The organism is Hoylesella marshii DSM 16973 = JCM 13450, from assembly GCF_000146675.1.
GTDB lineage: Bacteria > Bacteroidota > Bacteroidia > Bacteroidales > Bacteroidaceae > Prevotella > Prevotella marshii.
The window spans coordinates 745,987-765,027 of the sequence record NZ_GL397214.1; the positions used below are offsets into that span (position 1 = coordinate 745,987).

The 19,041-nt window shown below is 49.8% G+C and carries 13 protein-coding genes; 1 reads left to right on the plus strand and 12 read right to left on the minus strand.

The annotated features are described in order from the left end of the window. Positions 1-63: 63 nt before the first annotated feature. From HMPREF0658_RS03170 to HMPREF0658_RS03205, 8 genes are all read right to left on the minus strand, one after another. A complete protein-coding gene (locus HMPREF0658_RS03170; RefSeq protein ID WP_006948486.1) occupies positions 64-549 on the minus strand; it encodes a DUF1896 domain-containing protein in 486 nt (161 codons plus the stop codon). A 52-nt stretch (positions 550-601) separates the two neighbouring features. Further along, positions 602-1,870, minus strand: a complete 1,269-nt coding sequence (locus HMPREF0658_RS03175; protein ID WP_004352898.1) for a site-specific integrase — start codon at positions 1,868-1,870, stop codon at positions 602-604. A 4-nt stretch (positions 1,871-1,874) separates the two neighbouring features. Then, positions 1,875-3,095: a site-specific integrase gene (locus HMPREF0658_RS03180; RefSeq protein WP_006948487.1), complete on the minus strand. Its 1,221-nt coding sequence runs from the start codon at positions 3,093-3,095 to the stop codon at positions 1,875-1,877. 801 nt (positions 3,096-3,896) lie between these two features. Continuing rightward, positions 3,897-5,795, minus strand: coding sequence for a YgiQ family radical SAM protein (locus HMPREF0658_RS03185; protein ID WP_006948489.1), 1,899 nt, complete (start codon positions 5,793-5,795; stop codon positions 3,897-3,899). 31 nt (positions 5,796-5,826) lie between these two features. Further along, positions 5,827-6,156 carry a hypothetical protein gene (locus HMPREF0658_RS03190; protein ID WP_006948490.1) on the minus strand — a complete coding sequence of 110 codons (330 nt, stop codon included), beginning with the start codon at positions 6,154-6,156 and terminating at the stop codon, positions 5,827-5,829. Positions 6,157-6,202: 46 nt separating this feature from the next. Further along, positions 6,203-9,094 (minus strand): golvesin C-terminal-like domain-containing protein, encoded by a 2,892-nt coding sequence (locus tag HMPREF0658_RS03195; RefSeq protein ID WP_006948491.1) that lies wholly within the window; start codon positions 9,092-9,094, stop codon positions 6,203-6,205. Positions 9,095-9,098: 4 nt separating this feature from the next. Then, positions 9,099-9,653, minus strand: coding sequence for a 1-acyl-sn-glycerol-3-phosphate acyltransferase (locus tag HMPREF0658_RS03200; RefSeq protein WP_024990936.1), 555 nt, complete (start codon positions 9,651-9,653; stop codon positions 9,099-9,101). Positions 9,654-9,718: 65 nt separating this feature from the next. Further along, the gene (locus tag HMPREF0658_RS03205; protein WP_006948493.1) at positions 9,719-9,991 is read right to left on the minus strand and encodes a hypothetical protein; all 273 of its coding nucleotides are present in this window, start codon (positions 9,989-9,991) and stop codon (positions 9,719-9,721) included. Between the two features lie 283 nt (positions 9,992-10,274). Here HMPREF0658_RS03205 and xerA point away from each other — a divergent pair, with 283 nt between their 5' ends. Further along, positions 10,275-11,222: a site-specific tyrosine recombinase/integron integrase gene (xerA, locus tag HMPREF0658_RS03210; protein WP_006948495.1), complete on the plus strand. Its 948-nt coding sequence runs from the start codon at positions 10,275-10,277 to the stop codon at positions 11,220-11,222. A 251-nt stretch (positions 11,223-11,473) separates the two neighbouring features. On the opposite strand, the gene HMPREF0658_RS03215 is transcribed toward xerA, so the two are convergent. The 4 genes from HMPREF0658_RS03215 to HMPREF0658_RS03235 form a co-directional block, all read right to left on the minus strand. Next, positions 11,474-12,721, minus strand: coding sequence for an ABC transporter permease (locus HMPREF0658_RS03215; RefSeq protein ID WP_006948496.1), 1,248 nt, complete (start codon positions 12,719-12,721; stop codon positions 11,474-11,476). Positions 12,722-12,820: 99 nt separating this feature from the next. After that, positions 12,821-15,019 (minus strand): cytochrome c biogenesis protein CcsA, encoded by a 2,199-nt coding sequence (locus HMPREF0658_RS03220; protein WP_006948497.1) that lies wholly within the window; start codon positions 15,017-15,019, stop codon positions 12,821-12,823. Positions 15,020-15,864: 845 nt separating this feature from the next. Further along, a complete protein-coding gene (locus HMPREF0658_RS03230) occupies positions 15,865-17,592 on the minus strand; it encodes a di-heme oxidoredictase family protein (RefSeq protein WP_006948499.1) in 1,728 nt (575 codons plus the stop codon). A gap of 94 nt (positions 17,593-17,686) precedes the next feature. Further along, positions 17,687-19,033 (minus strand): imelysin family protein, encoded by a 1,347-nt coding sequence (locus tag HMPREF0658_RS03235; protein WP_006948500.1) that lies wholly within the window; start codon positions 19,031-19,033, stop codon positions 17,687-17,689. Between the last annotated feature and the right edge of the window lie 8 nt (positions 19,034-19,041).

Here is a 19,041-nt window from a genome sequence, read left to right on the forward strand (position 1 = left end):
CAGGCTGCCGTTGTACCTTTGCACGATAAGAAACGGCATCAGGGACTTTGCGTGCGCCTTTGCTTACAACGCCTTCGGGCTTGCTTCCTCTGTCAGTCTGATTGTTGGTAGGTTGTTGCTCTCGATGAGCAGCACTATCGTGCCTGTGAGTTCGGTGTAAAGACGGTCGTATTGTCCGCTTGCGGCAAATGTGTCCGTCAAACCGAACTTGTCGAATGTGGCTTGAACAGCCTTGTTCGACAACAATATGGGTGCAAGCTTCTCAGGGAGTGGTGCAGGCAGTTCCCTCTCAAACTCGTTTTCCAACACGGATACAAGCGTATCATACTTGGAAAAATGCAAACCTTGATACAATACCTCACTTGCTATGCTCTCTGCTTCGGGGTGCGAAAAACCTTGTGCCACGGCATCGCAGTAAGCAGTGAGAGCCATGTCTGCCCGTGTGGTGATAAACTCCGTGTCGTGCAATCTTTCGGGGTGATGCTCACTCATATAACTTCTTAATTTCAACCGAAAGTAGGAAAGTTCCTGTTTGTTGTTCTCTTTCATAATCGTTTGGTTTTCAATCGTGAATAATAAATGTTTGGTAATTACTTCCTTTTTATGCTTGTTGCAATGGAACGTTCTGCCGTGCTATCGACTCACAATAACCTTCAAAGGCTGAATGCTCCCTGTCTGTGAGTGCAGTCATGTCCTCCTGTATCTTGTGGTCAGTTATCTTTCCGTATATTTGTGTCGTACCGATATTGCTGTGTCCGAGCATCTTGCTGAGCGTTTCCATCGAAATACCATTGGAAAGGCAAATCGTGGTTGAGAATGTGTGGCGAGCCATGTGAAAGGTCAAGCCTTTCTCTATTCGGCATATCTGCCCGATGTTCACACAAGCTAAAGATGCCTTCCTAATTGTGAGATTGGGGAATATCAAGTCGTCCGCTTTCTTGTCCTTGATATAGAGCGAAAGGATTTGCTTGGCAATGGGCAGAAGTGGGATAATCGCTTCCACATCGGTTTTCTGCCTTTTGATGCGGATTTCCGCCGTGCCGTCAGCATTATAGATGATATGCTTCGGTTTGAGCCGTTGCATATCCACACGAGCCAAACCGGTGAAGGCACAGAAAAGGAATAGTTGCCTTGCTCGCTCAAATTGCTTGTCAATGATGGGCGTTTGTAGTACTCGTTGCAGTTCCTCGGTTGTGAGATACCTGCGTGTTCGGTGTGGTAGTTCCGCCTTGTAGTCCACAAAGGGATCGATGCGGATGTATTTCTTCTGCTGCCCGATGCCGATGATTTTCCGTAAGAAAATGACAACAATCTGAATGGTGGCAAGGGAGAGATTGCGCTCTGATTTAAGGTAGAAATCCAATCCTTCGATAAAGCCATAGTCCAGCTGTGCGTATCGAATATCTTCCTGGTCTAAGCGTTCACACAGATAGGATTTAATGAGCTGCGCTGCATAGATGTAATTGGCAAAAGTCGGCTTGGCAATCGTCAGTCCTACGCATGGACGCTTTTCTTCAATAAATAGTCGTGCTTCCTCCAAAAGAAAACCTTTGGGCTTGTCTTCTTCCATAAGTTCACGTTTCAGCAGCTCGGCAGTGATATAGCCACGTTGCCAGACTAATTCTTGATACTTCGCTTTGGCTTGTTCCTCTTTGCTTTGTAAATAGCGGTTGATTTCTTTTGTTTCTTCGCCTGTTCCTTTGCATCGTCCCTTATGGCTGTCCCAAAGTTCGGGAGCGATTTCCTTGCCCGTGCTGTATTGCACCTGCTCACCGTCTATGGTGATGCGTCCCATAATCGGGCAGCTGCCGTTTTTCTTTTGTTTGGAACGGTTGATATAGAATAGTGTCTTGAATGTGCTTCGTGCCATAATGTCAAAGTTTTAAGGTGAATGTATCTTGTATGCGTTGCTGCACTTTCTGCATATCTCGATGGATTCTCTCGGAGGAAACAGCTGCATAAATTTGTGTTGTTCTCAAATTTGTGTGTCCGAGCATACGGCTCACCGTTTCAATAGGTACACCTGCCGAAAGCGTGATAAGCGATGCAAAGGTGTGTCTTGCCATGTGAAAGGTCAGCGGAGTTTCCATCCCGATGTTTCTCTGTATGTGGTGTATGCCATTGAGGATAACATCTGTGGTCGGCACGTCAAAGACAAAACCTGCACGCTTTCCCCTGTACCGCTCCATTATCGCCCAAGCAGGAGGAAGTACCTGTACACGGTATGGGGTCTTAGTCTTCATGCGCCTACCCTTGATGCAGAGTTCACCCTCTTCCAAGACGATGTTTTCCTCTCTGAGATTGCGCACGTCAGAGATAGCCAGTCCTGAAAAGCAGGAGAAGACGAACAAATCACGGACAATGCGGTAGTTCTCCCATTCAATCTCCAAGTCAATTATCTTTTGTAGTTCGTCTTGCGTGATGCTTCTCGGCTCGCCCTTTGGTCGCTCGTAACTGTAGCCCAAGAACGGATAGAAGTCCAGCACACCTTTCTTCACCGCCATGCGGACGATGGTCTGCAAAGTAGACAAGGTACTCGATATGCTGCTGCGTTTCAGTTGGCGGTCGATGGTAAGATAATACTCAAAACCCTCGATAAAGGTATTGTCCAACTGTGAAAGGGGAATGTCGCTTACCTTGTACTTCTTTTGTACATACTCACAGAGCAGGGAGAGCTGGTAGGTACGGAGTTTGAGCGTCTTTAAGGCTCGGTCGATACCGATACGTTCCTTTGTCTGTGTGAGATACTCCCCAAAACTCTCCAAGAGCAAGGCCTGACGGTGGATTTGCCCCTGATAGGCATCCCTCACGTCGGTGGCGGTAAAGGCTTCTTCTCTTTCACTGAATTCGTGAAAGCGTGCGTGAATGAGTGCGGTGCATTCACCGAGTTTCTGATTGACAGACACCGCCATTGCACTCTTGCCGACGAGCCGTTGCTTACGACTGTCCCAAAGAGTGAGAGGAGTCTTGCACTTGGTGGAGAATCCTGAATGGGTTCTGCCCACTGAGATGCGCCCGATGACAGGCACAAGTCCTTTCTTGTCGGTTCGTTTCGCCTGAACGAAGAACGATACTTTCAGCTTGTTTTCTTTCATTTTTCTGTCGTTTTTTCTAAATTTCCTTTGTTTGCAAAGGTACAGATGAACAAGTATTCCTGAGCGATGCAGAAAAATGAAAGATGAGGAATAAACACCTAAACAACAACTATTTACATTCAATCCGTAACCCCTTTTTGCTTTTTCTTCGATGGGTTACGATTTGGTAACGGAACTCCTGCCGTTTGATGCTCGTTTTTGCTAATCCCCATAATGGCAGGAAAATGCTAAATAATGATATTTCAAATAGTTACATTCCCTGTATTTCCCTCTGTTTCCCTTAATTCTTAATGACTGATTACGCCCGCAAAGGTTGCCGACCCTTCCATGTACGAACCGTATCTGTGCCCCATACAAACGCCATCTGTACCGGATATGAATGCCGACTTATCATCCGTCACTTTACAACCTTGAGAAGTTACAATCTCTAACTTTCAGCCAGCAAAAACCAAGAAATCATCATAAAATCGGCAAAAAAAGTTATGAATGGATTACTGTCAAATACTTTTGTCCCGAACTCTCGCACGGTGCATCTTGCAATGGCCATTGATACGCTCTGCACAAAGGGTGGAGAAAGGTCTCAACGAGCGAGCCATTTTTTGCTCACCAGCAAACTTTTTTCTGCTCACCAACAAACTTTTTTCTGCTTACCAGCAGAATTTCTTTTGCTCACCAGCAGAATACAGGATGCTCGCAGGCAATGGGACAGCAATCCCCGGACAGGGCGACAGAAGGGTAACCGCCCATAGATAGCGGTGCAACTTCGTAGCTCGAACTCACATCGGAGATGCGGATGCGGCATCATTTTCTTCGCCCGCGTTTGGTGTCTTTCCGGTGCTGAGGTGGTTGACTCTTGAGGGCAGGTTCATGTTTATCATAGAGTTGTTTCATCAATTCCGGCTTGTCGATGCGCCTCAGTTCGCGCTCTATGTTGCGTCGTTCTTCGGGTTTGTACCAGAAGAAAAATTGGCGTTGCGCCAACTTCTCGCGCGGTGTCTTGGCACTGTACACGGGTTGAAGCGTGTAAGGGTCGTAGCCGGTGTACCACGTTTCGGTGCTCACGGTCATAGGCGTAGGCGTAAAGTCCTGAATCTGTTCGAGTCGGAAATCGAGTCTCTTGGTCTTTACAGCCAAATCGGCCATGTCTTCTTCGCGGCATCCCGGGTGACTGCTGATAAAATAAGGTATGATTTGTTGCCGAAGATTCTCTTCTTTGTTGATGGTATCGAAGATGCGCTTAAAGGTATAAAACTGCTCGAAAGAGGGCTTGCGCATCAGGTGGAGCACATTGTCGCTGGTGTGTTCCGGTGCCACTTTCAAGCGTCCACTCACATGGTTGCGTATCAATTCCCGCGTGTATTCGCGTGCCGATTGGTTCACTTGCTCGTCTTTACTGCGGTGGAGCAGCAAATCGTATCTCACACCGCTGCCGATAAAACTCTTCTTAATGCCCGGCAGGCGGTCTACTGCACGGTATATATCGAGCAATGGAGAGTGGTCGGTGTTTAGGTTCGGGCATATCGCGGGGTTAATGCACGAGGGTCTCTTGCACCGCTCACACAGTTTCAGATTACGGCCGGCCATGGCATACATGTTGGCCGACGGGCCGCCGAGGTCGGATAGATAGCCTTTGAAGTCGGGCATATCAATGACTTGTTTCACCTCTTTGAGTATGCTCTCTTTGCTCCGAGAGGCGATGAACTTGCCTTGATGTGCAGAGATGGTGCAGAACGCGCAGCCGCCGAAACATCCTCGATGCAGGTTCACGGAGAATTTAATCATCTCGTAGGCGGGCAGTCGTTTGTTCTTGTATTTGGGATGTGGCAGTCGTGTATAGGGAAGGTCGAACGAGGCATCTAACTCCTCAGAGGTCATAGGTGGATAAGGCGGATTCACTACGGCATATCTGCCCTCCACGGCCTGTATGAGTCGTTGGGCGTGCATCTTGTTGGATTCCTCTTCGATGTAGCGGAAGTTTTCGGCTTCGGCACGCTTGTCGCGCAGGCATTTCTCATGGCTGTGCAACACGATGTCTGCTTCTGTAATGCCGTGAGGTATCTCTTCCTTACGTGCCAAATACACCGTTTGCGGAATGTCTCGCACCTCCTTGATGCTGCGACCTGCCGCCAATTCCTTGCAAAGCTGCAACACGGGTTTCTCGCCCATGCCATAGATGATGAGGTCAGCGCGGGCATCGCATAGAATGCAACGCATCAGGCGGTCTTGCCAATAGTCGTAATGCGTAAGCCGGCGCAAGCTCGCCTCAATGCCGCCCAGTATCACGGGCACATCGGGATAGAGGTCTTTTAGGATATTGCTGTAAACGATCGTGGGATAATCCGGCCTGCAGTCATGTCGGCCGTCGGGGCTGTAAGCGTCTTCGCTGCGGAGGCGTTTGTTGGCAGTATATTTGTTGACCATCGAATCCATGCTGCCGGCCGACACGGCAAAGAAGAGCCGCGGGCGTCCCAACTTGGTGAAATCGCGGTAGTCTCCGTGCCAATCGGGTTGCGGAACGATGGCTACACGCAGACCGGCTGCCTCTAATACCCGTCCGATAACCGAGGGGCCAAACGACGGATGGTCTACGTACGCATCGCCCGAGAAGAGTATCACGTCGAGCTCTTCCCATCCTCTCAGCGCCACTTCTTTCTTGGTCGTGGGAAGGAAGTCGGTCAGTTGATAATTCTTTGCTGCCAAAATGCTTGTTTCCTTTGCTTTCTTCGGCTGTTTACTCCTGCCTTTGTTCAGGCTCTTCTGCCGTTTCTTCTTCTCCGTTCCACTTGATAAAGAGCAATGCCAGGTTATGAAGCCCGAGGGCTTTCATATTGTTGTTGTAAATGACATCGAGACAGAGGTCGAGCAATGCCTTGTCTTTTCCTGCATCGGACTCTAATATGGAGCGGACGTTGAACCGAAGTTTGTCTAACACGCTCTCGTCTATAATGCCATTGCTGTCTATGAGATTCTTAAACAGAGCATATTTCTTGATGGTCTGCAGGTGGTCTTCCGATATGTCGATGGTGCGGGTACCGGATGCGTTTGCTTGTATTTTATACATATTGTATTAGGTATTTGATGATTTACTTGGGATAATGAAGACCGGCTTATTGCAGCAGAAAGTCGATGATTCCTCGCATGAGTGCGGCTTTGCTCCCCTCTTTCTTTATACATTCTAAGGGAAAACCGAGGGTCATACAGCGATAATCGGCACCTCGATAAGCCACGGCAGCACTGCGCCGGTCGGGATATTGCATGACGGAAAAGGCTGTCGATACGGGTTGCAGCACATCGGCCGAGGCTGCGGCGTAGTGCTCTTCGTTGATTTGTCGGTAAATATCGAATGACGTTCCCATGCCCGTCACACGCTCGATGCTGTCGGCTTGGTTCACACCGCCGTATCTTACTTTCAGTACTTTGGCCAAGAATGCCTGTTCGGCGGCCGACTGCATATCCGTTCCTACATAAGAACCGCTCACCAACAGCCGACCTCCCTTGGTGACATAGGTAGCCAACAGATGCTGCATCTGCGGAGAGAACGTCTTGTAAGGCACGAGCGAATGTCCGTCGTCGCACTCATTGCCTAACAGCAAGTCTACCATGGCATAGCGTGACAGGTCGATGCGGTGGCGTTCGATGGCCTGCGACGAGCAACTCACCACGTTGTAGCGCGTGGCCGACAGCATAGCGCGTGCATGGTCAGCGGTATAGTTGAAGTCGTTTCCTGCAAGAAACATCCCCGCCCATTCGTCACCTCCGTAACCCAACGCGCCCTCTCCTTCTTGGCCGGTTCCGGCTCTGTCGAAGCATTGTTGCTTACCATTCCAACCGGCTGTAGCACCGTATGTAAGGCCAAAATCATGGTCGAAATCGAATCCTATGCCGGTAGAGTCGTTTTTGATGGCAGGAGAAGAGAGTCTGTGAAAGCCATTGACAATCAAAATCGTGCCAACGGCATCAGGATGAAATACGGCCGACAGCACTTCCGTCGGGAAACTCTCTCCACCTCGGTTTACGGCTGTTACCTTCAATCGGTATAACTTATTGGGCTGTAATTCCACCGTGTGAGTGTTGTCCTCCACACGGGTGCCGTTATCAAAGCCCCCTGTTCCTGTCGCCATATATATCATGTAAGCAGAGGGAGTGGCAGTAGGTTCTTGCAAGTCTGTCGTCGCGTCCCATTTCAAAGTCAGACGATTGCCGTGCGAAAGCTCGGTTCGGAATCCCGATGGCGGCAGAGGTTGCACCACGTAAGGGTAGCCGTGTTGTGCTGCCTCGTAGCGTAGCAAGGACTTGTAGACAGAACGTGCAAAGGTAAATTTGAAGTTCGGGTCTTGTCCGTAGCGCATATCAGGGAAGTTCTGATGCGATAATGTCTCTAAAATAACAGCAGGAACTTCGGGCAGACGTGTCTCCGAATAGTTTTTATCCCACAGACCTCTCCGTGGCCAGCTGGTATATTGATGGCTGATATCTCTGCACAGACCGGTCAATAGACTGTCTGCCAATATACACGAAGCCATGCGCGAAATGCCTGCATTCAATTTTCCGTTGTTGAAATCTGTAGTGCAGATGGCCAGCGAACCCAGCAGAGAGGTGCTGTCTTGGGCAAATCCGGCATCGCTGTGAACGGCTAACGACAGCTCGAACGGTACGCCTCTGCCCTGCAAGGACGGCATATAAACAGAACCGCCTCCCAGCCAATTCGTCATATGAGAACGGGTGTTGATATCGTCGGAATAGTCATCTTGTCCTGCTCTTCCACCATATACATCGTATGGAGCACCTGCCCATTGGGCAAAATACCGCGCTCCCTCCAACGCACGGGGCAGCCCGCTCACCGTTCCACCTCGTTCGATGTTGCCCATTCCTCCACCGAAACGAACGGCATCGGTTGTCACCACACCACGGTGAGCCGAGAGATTAGATACCGATACTCGATTAAATTCGTTGTAACCGGCGTCGAAGTCAAACGTACCAAGATAAACCCATGTACTGCCTCCCATGGTTTGATTCACACGAAACTCGGTCACTATGCCTTGATGATACACACGGTACAGGGCATCGTCTACACTGTTTGGAAGTGTCTGATAGCTCACGTAAACAGCATATCTGCCCGCCTTTTTAAAATGCGGTTGGTAAGATACCTCACTGCCATACTTGCCTCGAGAGGTTTTTATCTGCCGTGCCGTGCCCTGCAAGAATGGATTCTCACCGTCGCAATATGGTTCCGCATGTTGTGCGAAACCGGGTTGAGCGGTTGTTGTCCATTCCTTAGAAAGGTTCACTTCTATATAATACGGCAGCCTCACGCGGTCATCATTGTCTATAATCAGTTCCTCTTTCTGCCAATCTCGCTCTCTGGGTGTATAGACAACGGCACCGGCATTCTCTAACATCGGTATGAGATAGGGTACTACAAGGGTTTGTGTGTAAAGGTCTTCAGTGGTGCCGAAGAGGTTCGGACGTTGCCATTTCCATTGCCCCTTGTCTGTGTTGTAGTATCTGCCATGGCTTGCCCACACGACAAGGTGGCGGTTTTGCAGTCCATGGGTGGGAGTTGATGGTCGCGAAATGTTGCTGACCCAAGGCTTGCCGACATATTCGATGTCACCCCATAAGCGTGGCAGCGTAGGGTCGTCAGAGGGAGTATGGGGTATGAGTTGTTCTATCGGCAGGCTACAGGCATAGGCTTTGAGTTGATAATTGCGGTAGGTTCTGGGCAACGCCTTGCGTATCTTTTTATAGAAATCGTCAACAATGTCTTCTGTCAGGTCGATGTTGGCGAAGTTGTTATCTATGGTAAGCGTCATTGTTTTGCCGGTATCATCGATACGGCAGTCTGTCATTCGATAGTTGCGTGCAGACATATCGTGCCGCGGATGGTAAGAAGCAAAGAAAGCATCAAGACGTTTCCGCAGCGACGGCGACGGAGTTTGAGCCACGGCAAGCCCTACTATGCCGGCAAGGATGAGTGATAATACGAGTCTTTTCCCCATCTTTTCACACCTCTCCTATGGTAAAGTTCTGTGGATTTTTCCCCTTATAATCCTTGAAATACAGTTTTATGTCGCGCATCTCTGTCGTAATATCGCCCGTAGGTACAATGCTTCGTGTGCATTGTATCAGTTTCCGCTCATAGTCTAAGCCGTACAATAAAATGGGAATGCCTGCTTTTTGGGCGATGTAATAAAAGCCTCGCTTCCATTCAGGGTTGAGAGAGCGGGTGCCTTCGGGTGTGACACAAAGCTGGAAATGGTCGGATGTCTCGGCCATAGTGGCCAGATAGTCGGTCATACTTGTATGCTTGGAACGCCACACAGGTATGCCTCCTAAACGGCGAAACAGCACGCCTAACGGCCAGAAAAACCATTCTTTCTTCATCAGAAAGTTAGACTGCATACCCTCGGCGAAGGCATAGAGTTGCCCGATAAGGAAGTCTCGATTGCTTGTATGTGGAGCTAAACATATAATATATTTAGGTGGGTGGGGCACGGTTACATCTTTTGTCCACCCCATCCGCCTATATAGCAGCCAGCTGCAAAATCTTTTCAACATGAATGCTTATCAGATATATTTATAAATAAGGTGTGCAGACATCGTCCTGCACGGCAAGTTGCGTCTTATTGCAGATTGCCTATCTGGTCGATGATTTCCGATACCTGTTTGTTGAAATGCGTCACAAGGTCTTTATAGAACACCTTGGCCGGCATTCCTTTCTCCGGATGTGAGATGCGACGGATATAGTCCGAATGCACTTTCAGAATAGTGGATAACAGGCTTTGCACATCGCTTTGGTCGGGCTTTCCTTCGTAGAGTGAAGCCGCTACACACTCTGCAAACAGCTCGCTGCAAATGTAGTTGATGGTGCGTTTTAAGTCTTTTTTGTTTGTCATTTTCGTTCTTGCTAATCGTTAAGACAAAGGGGATGGGCAACTTTCCAACCATAATGGACAGCATGTATCGCTTATGAATTGTTACCCCGTTAGAAAGCCAAAGATAGAAAAAAAATAAGAAATGGCATCAAATATGGAAGAAAATCTTTCCAAAATATCTTTTTATGGCTCTCATGCGGTGGTTGGAAGAATAGAAAACCTGTTTGTATCATGAACGGTGCTACTGTTGGAAGAATCCATACGATTTTTTTGTATCTTTGCCCCATCAAATTTTGATACAAAGATGGTGAAACAATACAGTCCGCAAACAGAGATGGTAAAGGCTTATCTGCGCTATCTGAAGCTACAACGCAACTATTCCGGCAATACGTTGGAGGCTTACCGGCGCGATTTAAACAGACTATTGGTCTATCTGAAGCAGGAGGGATTGACGCCAACAGAGGTGAAGTTAGAGCATTTGCAGCATTTCTCTGCTCAATTATATGATTGCGGCATCGGTGCAAGGTCTCAAGCACGTGTGCTGAGCGGTGTACGTTCATTCTATCGTTTCTTGCAATTAGATGGCTATATGGAAAGCGATCCCTCCGAATTGCTGGAATCTCCGCAGATTGGAACACATCTGCCCGAGGTGCTCTCAACAGAGGAGGTGGATCGTTTGGAGAACTCTCTCGACCTCAGCAAACCCGAAGGACAACGCAACAGGGCTATTATCGAGGTGCTCTTCAGCTGCGGTTTGCGTGTGACGGAGCTGGTTTCACTACGTCTCTCAAATCTTTATCTCGACGAAGGCTTCATCCGTGTCTTGGGCAAAGGACGCAAAGAGCGGTTCGTACCTATTTCTCCACGTGCCATTAAAGAACTGAAACTGTGGTTTTATGACCGCAACGAACTGAAGATTCGCGCGGGAGAAGAAGATTATGTGTTTCTGAACCGGCGTGGAGTGCACCTCACCCGAACCATGATACTCATCATGATTAAACGTCAGGCCACAGAGGCGGGCATTCAAAAAACCATTAGTCCGCACACGCTACGCCACTCTTTTGCCACTGCACTCTTAGAAGGCGGTGCCGATTTACGTGCCATTCAAGTCATGCTTGGACATGAAAGTATCAGCACAACGGAAATCTATACACACATCGATACGACCACATTGCGCCGCGAAATCTTAGAGCATCACCCACGCAACATCCACTACGAGGAAGAAAAGAAAAAGCTCTGTCAACCAGACTGATTATCCCCTATTTTCTCCAAGCTATCCTTTTACACGCTGAAAGCTATCCTTCTATCTGCTAAAAGCTATCCTCCCATACCCTAAAAGCATAGCTCTCCCAAACAAGGGGCAGAACCTCTGTAAACGAGGTTGTCCCCGTCGGGGTTTTAAGTATCTTGTTCAAGAAGGGTCTAAGTATTAATCCAGCGGTCAACTTATATTTATGAAGCCACAAAGCGATGAGCTTTTCATATCGAAATGATACTGCGGGGTTAGTCGTAGCGCATAGATTTAGCCGGACTGATGCGTGAAATCAGGTAGCTGGGGGCTACGAGCACAAAAACACTGACCGTAAGTGTGGCCGCGTTGAGTAGAAGCAAGAGCGGAAGATTGATTTCAACAGGCACAGTATCTACATAATAAGTGGAGGCATCGAGGCGAATCACCCCCGTATATTGTTGCAGCAAGCAGAGCCCAAGTCCGAGTGTATTGCCGATGAGCATGCCTTTGCCGATAATAAAGACGGCAAACCAGAGAAACGTATGGCGAATACTGCGGTTGCGTGCCCCCAAAGCTTTCAGCAGACCAATCATGCTCGTGCGTTCGAGAATGATGATTAACAGACCGCTAATCATCGTAAAGCCCGACACACAGACCATCAGCACGAGGATAATCCATACGTTGAGGTCGAGCAGGTTAATCCATGAGAATATCTGCGGATTAGCATCCTGTATGGTTTCCGACGAATAGGTCTCGCCATACTTGTCGGTGGTACGGTTCACCTTGCGCACCACGATATCTTCTACATCGGCGATGCAGTCGAAGTCGTCTACGGTCAGCTCGGCACCGCCGGCTTGGTCAGATTCCCATCCATTCAACTTCACTGCGGTATATAGGTCGGTAAAGCATACGGTTTCATCGAAACGCGTGAGGTTGGTTTGATAGATGCCGGCCACGGTAAATCGTCGCGCTTTCACTCTGTCGTTGTCTATGAAATAGGCAAAGACCTTGCTGCCGGTATGCAGACGCAGCTTATCGGCCATGATTTGCGAGATAAGCAACCGGTTGCTACTGCTCATGTCGCTAAACGCGGGAATGGCACCTTCCACGAGATGGCGGTGTATGAATGTAGTATCGAACTCTTGCCCTACCCCCTTGAGCATCACGCCGAGAAAGTCGTTGTCGGTCTTCAATATGCCTTGCTTCAGGGCAAACCGTTGCACGTGTTGCACACCGCGAATGCCTTTCAGCACACGCACCATGCTGTCGTTCATACATACGGGATAAGGTTCCGAGCCTTGCAACGTCATGAAGTCGGCCACGGTGATGTGTCCGCCGAAACCTACCACCTTGTCGCGGATGGAATGTTTGAAACCCAGCACCACACAGACCGATACCAACATGACGGCCAAACCGATGGCTACGCCCAACGTGGCGATACGGATGGCAGGACGCGACACCTTGCGTCGCTCGTCGTTTTCAGCATAAATGCGTCGTGCTATGAAGAAAGGAAAGTTCAATGTCTCGTTTGGATTTGGTTTGTCATTCGGTTTGCAAAGGTAGTTGAAATGGCAGATACCACAAAATAAAGCCCTCGTTTTTTAGTGGAATGGACAACCTTACGCGTAGGCATGCATGCCGCCCAAGAAATAGTTGACCCCGAAATAGGTCATGAGAATCGTGAGGAAAGCGAGGGTCATATAGATATGGTAGGCGTGCGGCCGCGCCAGCAGGGGCAAACTTTGCTTGTGCACGGCGGCGCCGTAGACCATGAACGTGATAAGCGCCCACGTTTCTTTCGGGTCCCAGCTCCAATACTGCCCCCATGAAACGTTCGCCCATATTGCCCCGATAAAGATACCTGAACCGAGGGCAGCGAGTGCAGGGTAGAGAAAGAGTTGCGAGAGCACTTGCAACTGTTGGGCATGACGCGGGACAAACAGCCCCGTCAGTCCACAGATAAATGTAAAAGAAAGCAGCGCATAGCCTATCATGATAATACCGACATGCACCGTGAGCAACGGCGAATGGAGCACAGGCATGATGGGTGTGATGGCGGGATCCATAAGGCTGAGATGGCTCACCAGCAGAAAGAATCCCGACAGGATAAGGCCGAACATCACCACCGCTTCCATCCGACGACACAGCAAGGCTGCCAACAAGATGAGCCATGCCACGAAGAGCATTGTCTCGTAGCCGTTGCCCATGGGAATGGTGCCCGAAATTATCCAGCGCAGGGCGAGGCAAAGTGTCAGCGAGAGGAAAGAAACGAGGAGTACGCCGACCGATACTCGTTGCACCCAACGAGTAACGTACAGCTTGCAGGGGCGTCGTGTGAGACGCAAGATGAAGAAGAGCAACAAGGCAAGACCGGCAACGAGATTCACCACAAAAAGTAGCGTGGCAAATGGCACGACATTGTAGATTCGTTCGGCGCAGTCTGTCCATATGCTGGGCAGCGATGTGCCGGCATGTCGTCTTTGGAATTGTTCGAGTCCTTGCAACACTTCTGCTACGTGGGCGTTGTTACCGGTCAGCGCATCGGCATAGAGCGTGGAGAAGACCTCGCGCATGTAGCGGACATCGGCTGCCGGTATGGCTGCCGGATATTTCTCCGTGGGCGTGTACCACAGGGTGCGACCGCCCGTTGTATAAGGGAAGATTGACAGAAGCGCGGCCTGCCGGAGTTCCATCACCAACTTTACTTTCTCGTCGAGTTCCACGGCTTGGCGATGGAAATCGTCTTGCGCACCACGGTAGTATTCCTCCACATATGCGGCCAGTCTGTAGCCACCCATCGCACGGTCGAAAAGTGCATTCACCGACACGTAGTCGGGCAGTTGCAGCGTTTCTTTGAACACGCCTCTTTTGACTTTCAGCAACAGTTCGTCTGCCCATTCATCGCCCCAAAAGATGAACCCTGTGAACACCTGCTCGGCGGTGCATCCCTTGTAGGAAGCCTTTCCACAGAGTTTCTTCGTGAAGTCGCGAGCGGGCGTTTGCAAGAGGCATACGCGGTCTTGGTAGAGTATGTGGAGGTGGCCGAAACGGTCGGCGACGTCTTTAGGGAAGGTTGTCGTGGCATTCACGTCCAACATACAGAGCCATAACACAGAGACGAGCATTCCTTTGCGCAACAATGGATGTCGCAGCAGGGTACGGAACGTGCCGTCGCGCCGCATGAGCAAGGCGATGAGAGAAAAGAACAGCAGGGCATAACCCGTATAAGTAACGGGGATGCCATAGGGGTCGCTGTTGATGGCGAGTGTGCTCCCGCGCATGTCGGCATCGTAAGAGCTTTGATAAAATCGCACACCACGATGGGTCATGATGTGATTCATTGAGACAATGGCCGGCTGTCGGTCGTTGCCATCCATCACCGTTACTCGCGATTCGTAGTCGGCCGCGGCCTTTGTTCCCGCATGATAACGTACGTGGAAGCCATCGAGTCTGATACGGAAAGGCAGTCGATGCGATGGCATGCCTGTTTCTCCGTCGGTGCGATAATAACGGTCGGTGGTTTGTCCGACGCGCAACGGCATTGTGCCGCGAAAAGATGTGAGATGCGTGAGCAAGGCACCTGCAAGAATCACGACGAATGAAAGGTGTAATGCCACAATGTTCCACTGTCGCATGCGCGACCTTACGATGTAAAGAACGCCCAGTGCCGTCAGGATGCCCCACAGCAGGGAGAACCACCATGCGCCGTAAATGCGGGACGAGACGTAGTCGGTGCCCATGAACTTCTCTACGACTGTAGCTGTTGCCATCGTAAGAATCAGAAGTATATACAGAAGAATCAGCGTTCTCTTTATCATTGTTTCACTATATATTATATCATACGCGAGTTCGGGATAAGGCTATCGGACTGTAAGCCCCGAGGGGGCGTAAGACCTTAGGCAGGGTGTGAAGCTCGTAAGAGCGTCACACCTGATAAGCATGTGTAAAAAGACGAACCCCATAGGGGTGACGGAGGGGGGAGGGTTAGTGTTCTGTCGCCCCTTGCTTCCTCTCCGTTTCAGCGAACTTCGTTTCAGGGCTTAGACTGCGGGAATCCACAACACAGGGGCTGCGCTACTGCTTACCCCTGTCTAAGGTCTGTCGCCCCCTCAGGGCTATTGGGTAAGATTCTCTTATCCCGAACTCGCGTATATCATGTGTGGATGGGGAATGGTGGCAACTGCCGCTGCTCCGGCACACACTGCGACAGCATGGTTCGGCACTCGGGAAGTCCCGGCAGAGGCTCTGCCGAGACCGCACGGCACTCATTTGTTAACGGCACAGGCTAAATCTTAACACTTGGCACTCATCTGTTAACGGCACAGTTGATATTTTAACCGTTTGACACTCATCTGTTAACGGTGCAGGCTAAATCTTAACACTTGGTACTCGTGCGGTCTCGGCGCACACTGCGCCGGCATGGTTTGGCACTCATGCAGCCTCGGCGAACACTGCGCCGGCATGGTTTGGCACTCATGCAGCCCCGGCGAACACTGCGCCGGCATGGTTTGGCACTCATGCAGCCTCGGCGAACACTTCACCGGCATGGTTCGGCACTCATGCAGTCCCGGCGCACTCTTCGCCGACACCGGTCTGCATTTGCACATAAAAAGAAAGCGCATGCTGAGATACGCTTCCTTTTTATACGCTTAAAACAGTTGCATCAAATAGACCGCAGGAACTTGACTATTGCGTCGCGGTCGGCTTTCTTGAGGTAATAGAACCGTTCGGCAGACTTGTAAGCATCGCCTTTCTTGCTGTAAGCATGCCACATGATGGCCTCTATCTCGTTGCGGGCACGACAATCGTGCAGACGGTCTTCGGCGCCGGTATTGGCCATCGATAAGCCCCGTCCCCACAGCGGAGTGGTTCTGCACCACGACCCGTGGATGTCGTTCTTCATGCCTAAACGATGCTGCACAAAGTCGGTATAGGGATAAATGGTCTGATGGGGATATTTCGGCAGATTCAGGTTGCCGTTTACAATCGGAGCCGGCGCCCAATAATCGTCCTTTCCCGTCTGCCATTTCGGCCGGTGACAGTTGGCGCAACCTATTTCCATAAACATTTTCTTACCGCGCTGCACGACAGGGTCGTTCAGATTTCTTGCCCTCGGCACAGCCAATCCACGATGCCACACCATGTATTGCCAGAAATTGTTGTCGGTCATCGACGGCGCAAACTTATGATACGGATTGTCCAGCTGATTGGTCTTCGGGTCTAAGAGTGCCTTGACGGCAGCCGAGATACCGGCATCCGTTCCATCGGCATAGTAAGGAGATTTAGGATTCTTCTTGATGGCTGCAATCACGCTGCCGGTCTTCGACATGGCCGTAGCCCATGCCGTGGTGGTGTACAACCGAGGTCTGTCGCTGCGTATCACATTTGTGATATTCCACATGGCATTGGCACCCGGCCCGTCTTGCAACGAAGCACGCGTCATGGCATACGTAAACCGCTTCACCTTCATCGTGCCGTCGGCCAACCGATACCATGCTCCGTTGTTCGTGCCCAATGCGGGATTGCCAGCCCAATCGTTCTTATCCTTGTCCCATATACCCGGGTTCAGGGCAAGATACTTGGCTTCGTGCTGATATTGCTTCTTAATGGAATCTTGCGGGATGGCATCGATGAGGCCGGTGCCATACAGTCCGATGGTCGATTCAAGCCGGAAAGCAAGGTTCGTGGGCTTGGGGTCGGTATTGAAAGCGGCGATATCTATGGATAACTCCGGATAGATAAGGCTGTATGCTTCGCCGTCGGGGAAGGTCATGGGGAGGCCGCTTTCCATCGCTGTTACAGGCTTCCATGACAGATGAATGCCCGACTCATCCACAGGCGGAAGGAATGGCGATGTTGCTCTCGTTTGCGGCATTCCCGTTACCTCACTGATGTAGGGACCGTCGTTGCTGTTGGCTCCATCCACGGGATGATAGATAACGAGCAGATAACCGTTGCCTCTCATATTGGCACGGTAACTCTCCATGCGTCTGCCATGACCGTATCCCGGATGGCAATCGATACAGGAGGAGCGCACGTATGCCGGTCCAAGACCGGTAAGCGCTTGTATCGGGCTGTGTGCACTGAAATAGTGCTCAAACATGTATTCCCCCTTTTTGAACGCATCTCCTAAGTTCGTGGCTTCTATGGCCGGCGTTTCGTCTTGATAACAAGTGCCGCTGGTGTTCTCGGTGGTTCCCAAATTACCGCCCGGATACCATTCTTCTGCAGAGAAATTGCCTACGGCCTGACCTACGTATTTGTAATCGTCTTCATCCGTATTGGTCTTTATACCGTTGTCGTCGTTGTCCGAACAGGATGTCAGGACAAGGCCAGCAAAGACTCCGAACAACAGTACACTGCTGATGTTGCACTTTAATAATCTCATCATGTTTATCTTTCTTTCGTTCTACATGTAAAACGTTGAGTTGTGCCTATGATATTTCCATACCATGGGCACAACTGTCTTTATCGGTAAAACTACCTTAGTTTGCGAGAATCCAATTGGCTGATTCGTTCAGCGCCTTGTCGAGGTCTCCAATTTTATCCATCGCTGTCTTCACGTAAGTTGCGCCCGGATCCTTTACGAACGAAGTGCCGCTGTTCTGACAAGCCTTCAAAGCATCGAGTGCTGCCGTGAGTTTGTTCTGCAGATTATTGGCCATCTCACTGTTGTACTTCTGCAGATAGGCGATGATAGAGTTGCTCTCGTACTTGTCTTTATTCAGATTACCATACAAGGCATTTTGAATGCTCATGATATTGCCATAGAAATCAGTAAATGAGTTATAGCTGTAGGGAGACTCTATGTAGTTGGGATCGTCTACGACATCGTTGCCGTTCTCATCTTTATGTGTTTCCGGCTTACCGATAGCAGAACGATATGCCTGTCCCATCTTCTGATTGGCTACCTCAGAACAGATGTTCGAGCATCCGGCCACAAGAATTGCTTCCACAGCTTTCCTCCATGTCTGATAGGTACTTGTACCTGTATTGGCTGCCAACATATTGGCACCATACGACAGGTTGCTGTTGCCTACGGTCACCTTGAAGATGTCGGGGTATGCCGCTTTGCAGGCATCAAGACGTGTTTTGTGCGCGGGAGTAGCATTGTCGCCTCTCCATGCTACTTCGAGTTGATACACTCTGTCACGCAGATAGGCTGCGGCAGCCGTAGCAAAGATGAGTTCTTCTTTGGCCGTCACGTTCTTTCCTGCGAACGGTTGCGAACCGTCTTTCTCTTTAAACGTTTCCTTGCTGCCATCGTTGAAAAAGGTTACATTGCGGTTTTTACCATCACGGAAGAAGATAAACTCTATACCGTGGAAGCCACGGTTTTCCTCTGCCATGTCGGTAATGACGGCGATGTAGCCGAGATCGCTTTGATTGTCTAACTTTGCCATCTTGGTGTTGTTTTGCAAGTCGGAAGCCAATGTGGGAACAACCAACGGCCATGTGTCAATATTGGGGTCAATATCAAAGTCGGAAGCAGCGCCATAAAGCCATGCTTCGCTTTCCTCCCAATGACTGCGTGCTACTTTGTAGTTTGTGCAAATTGCGTCTATTTCGCTTTGCGTAACAGTCGTTCCGGCTTTCACCTTTGTTTTCAATTCGGCAATCTTTTTGTAAAGATTGTCTGCTTCGTTAGCCAGATTGGTATAAGTGGGAAACACCACTTCGTTTACATAACGGGTAGTCAGTGATTGCAATTCCTCATTCTGTACTTTCCTTCTTTCTGCGGAATTGTCATTGTCTTCGCTACACGATGTAAAGCTGACAGTAAATGCACCTGCAACAGCAAGAAGCAGTGCATACGTAAAAATTCTTTTCATGTTGAATC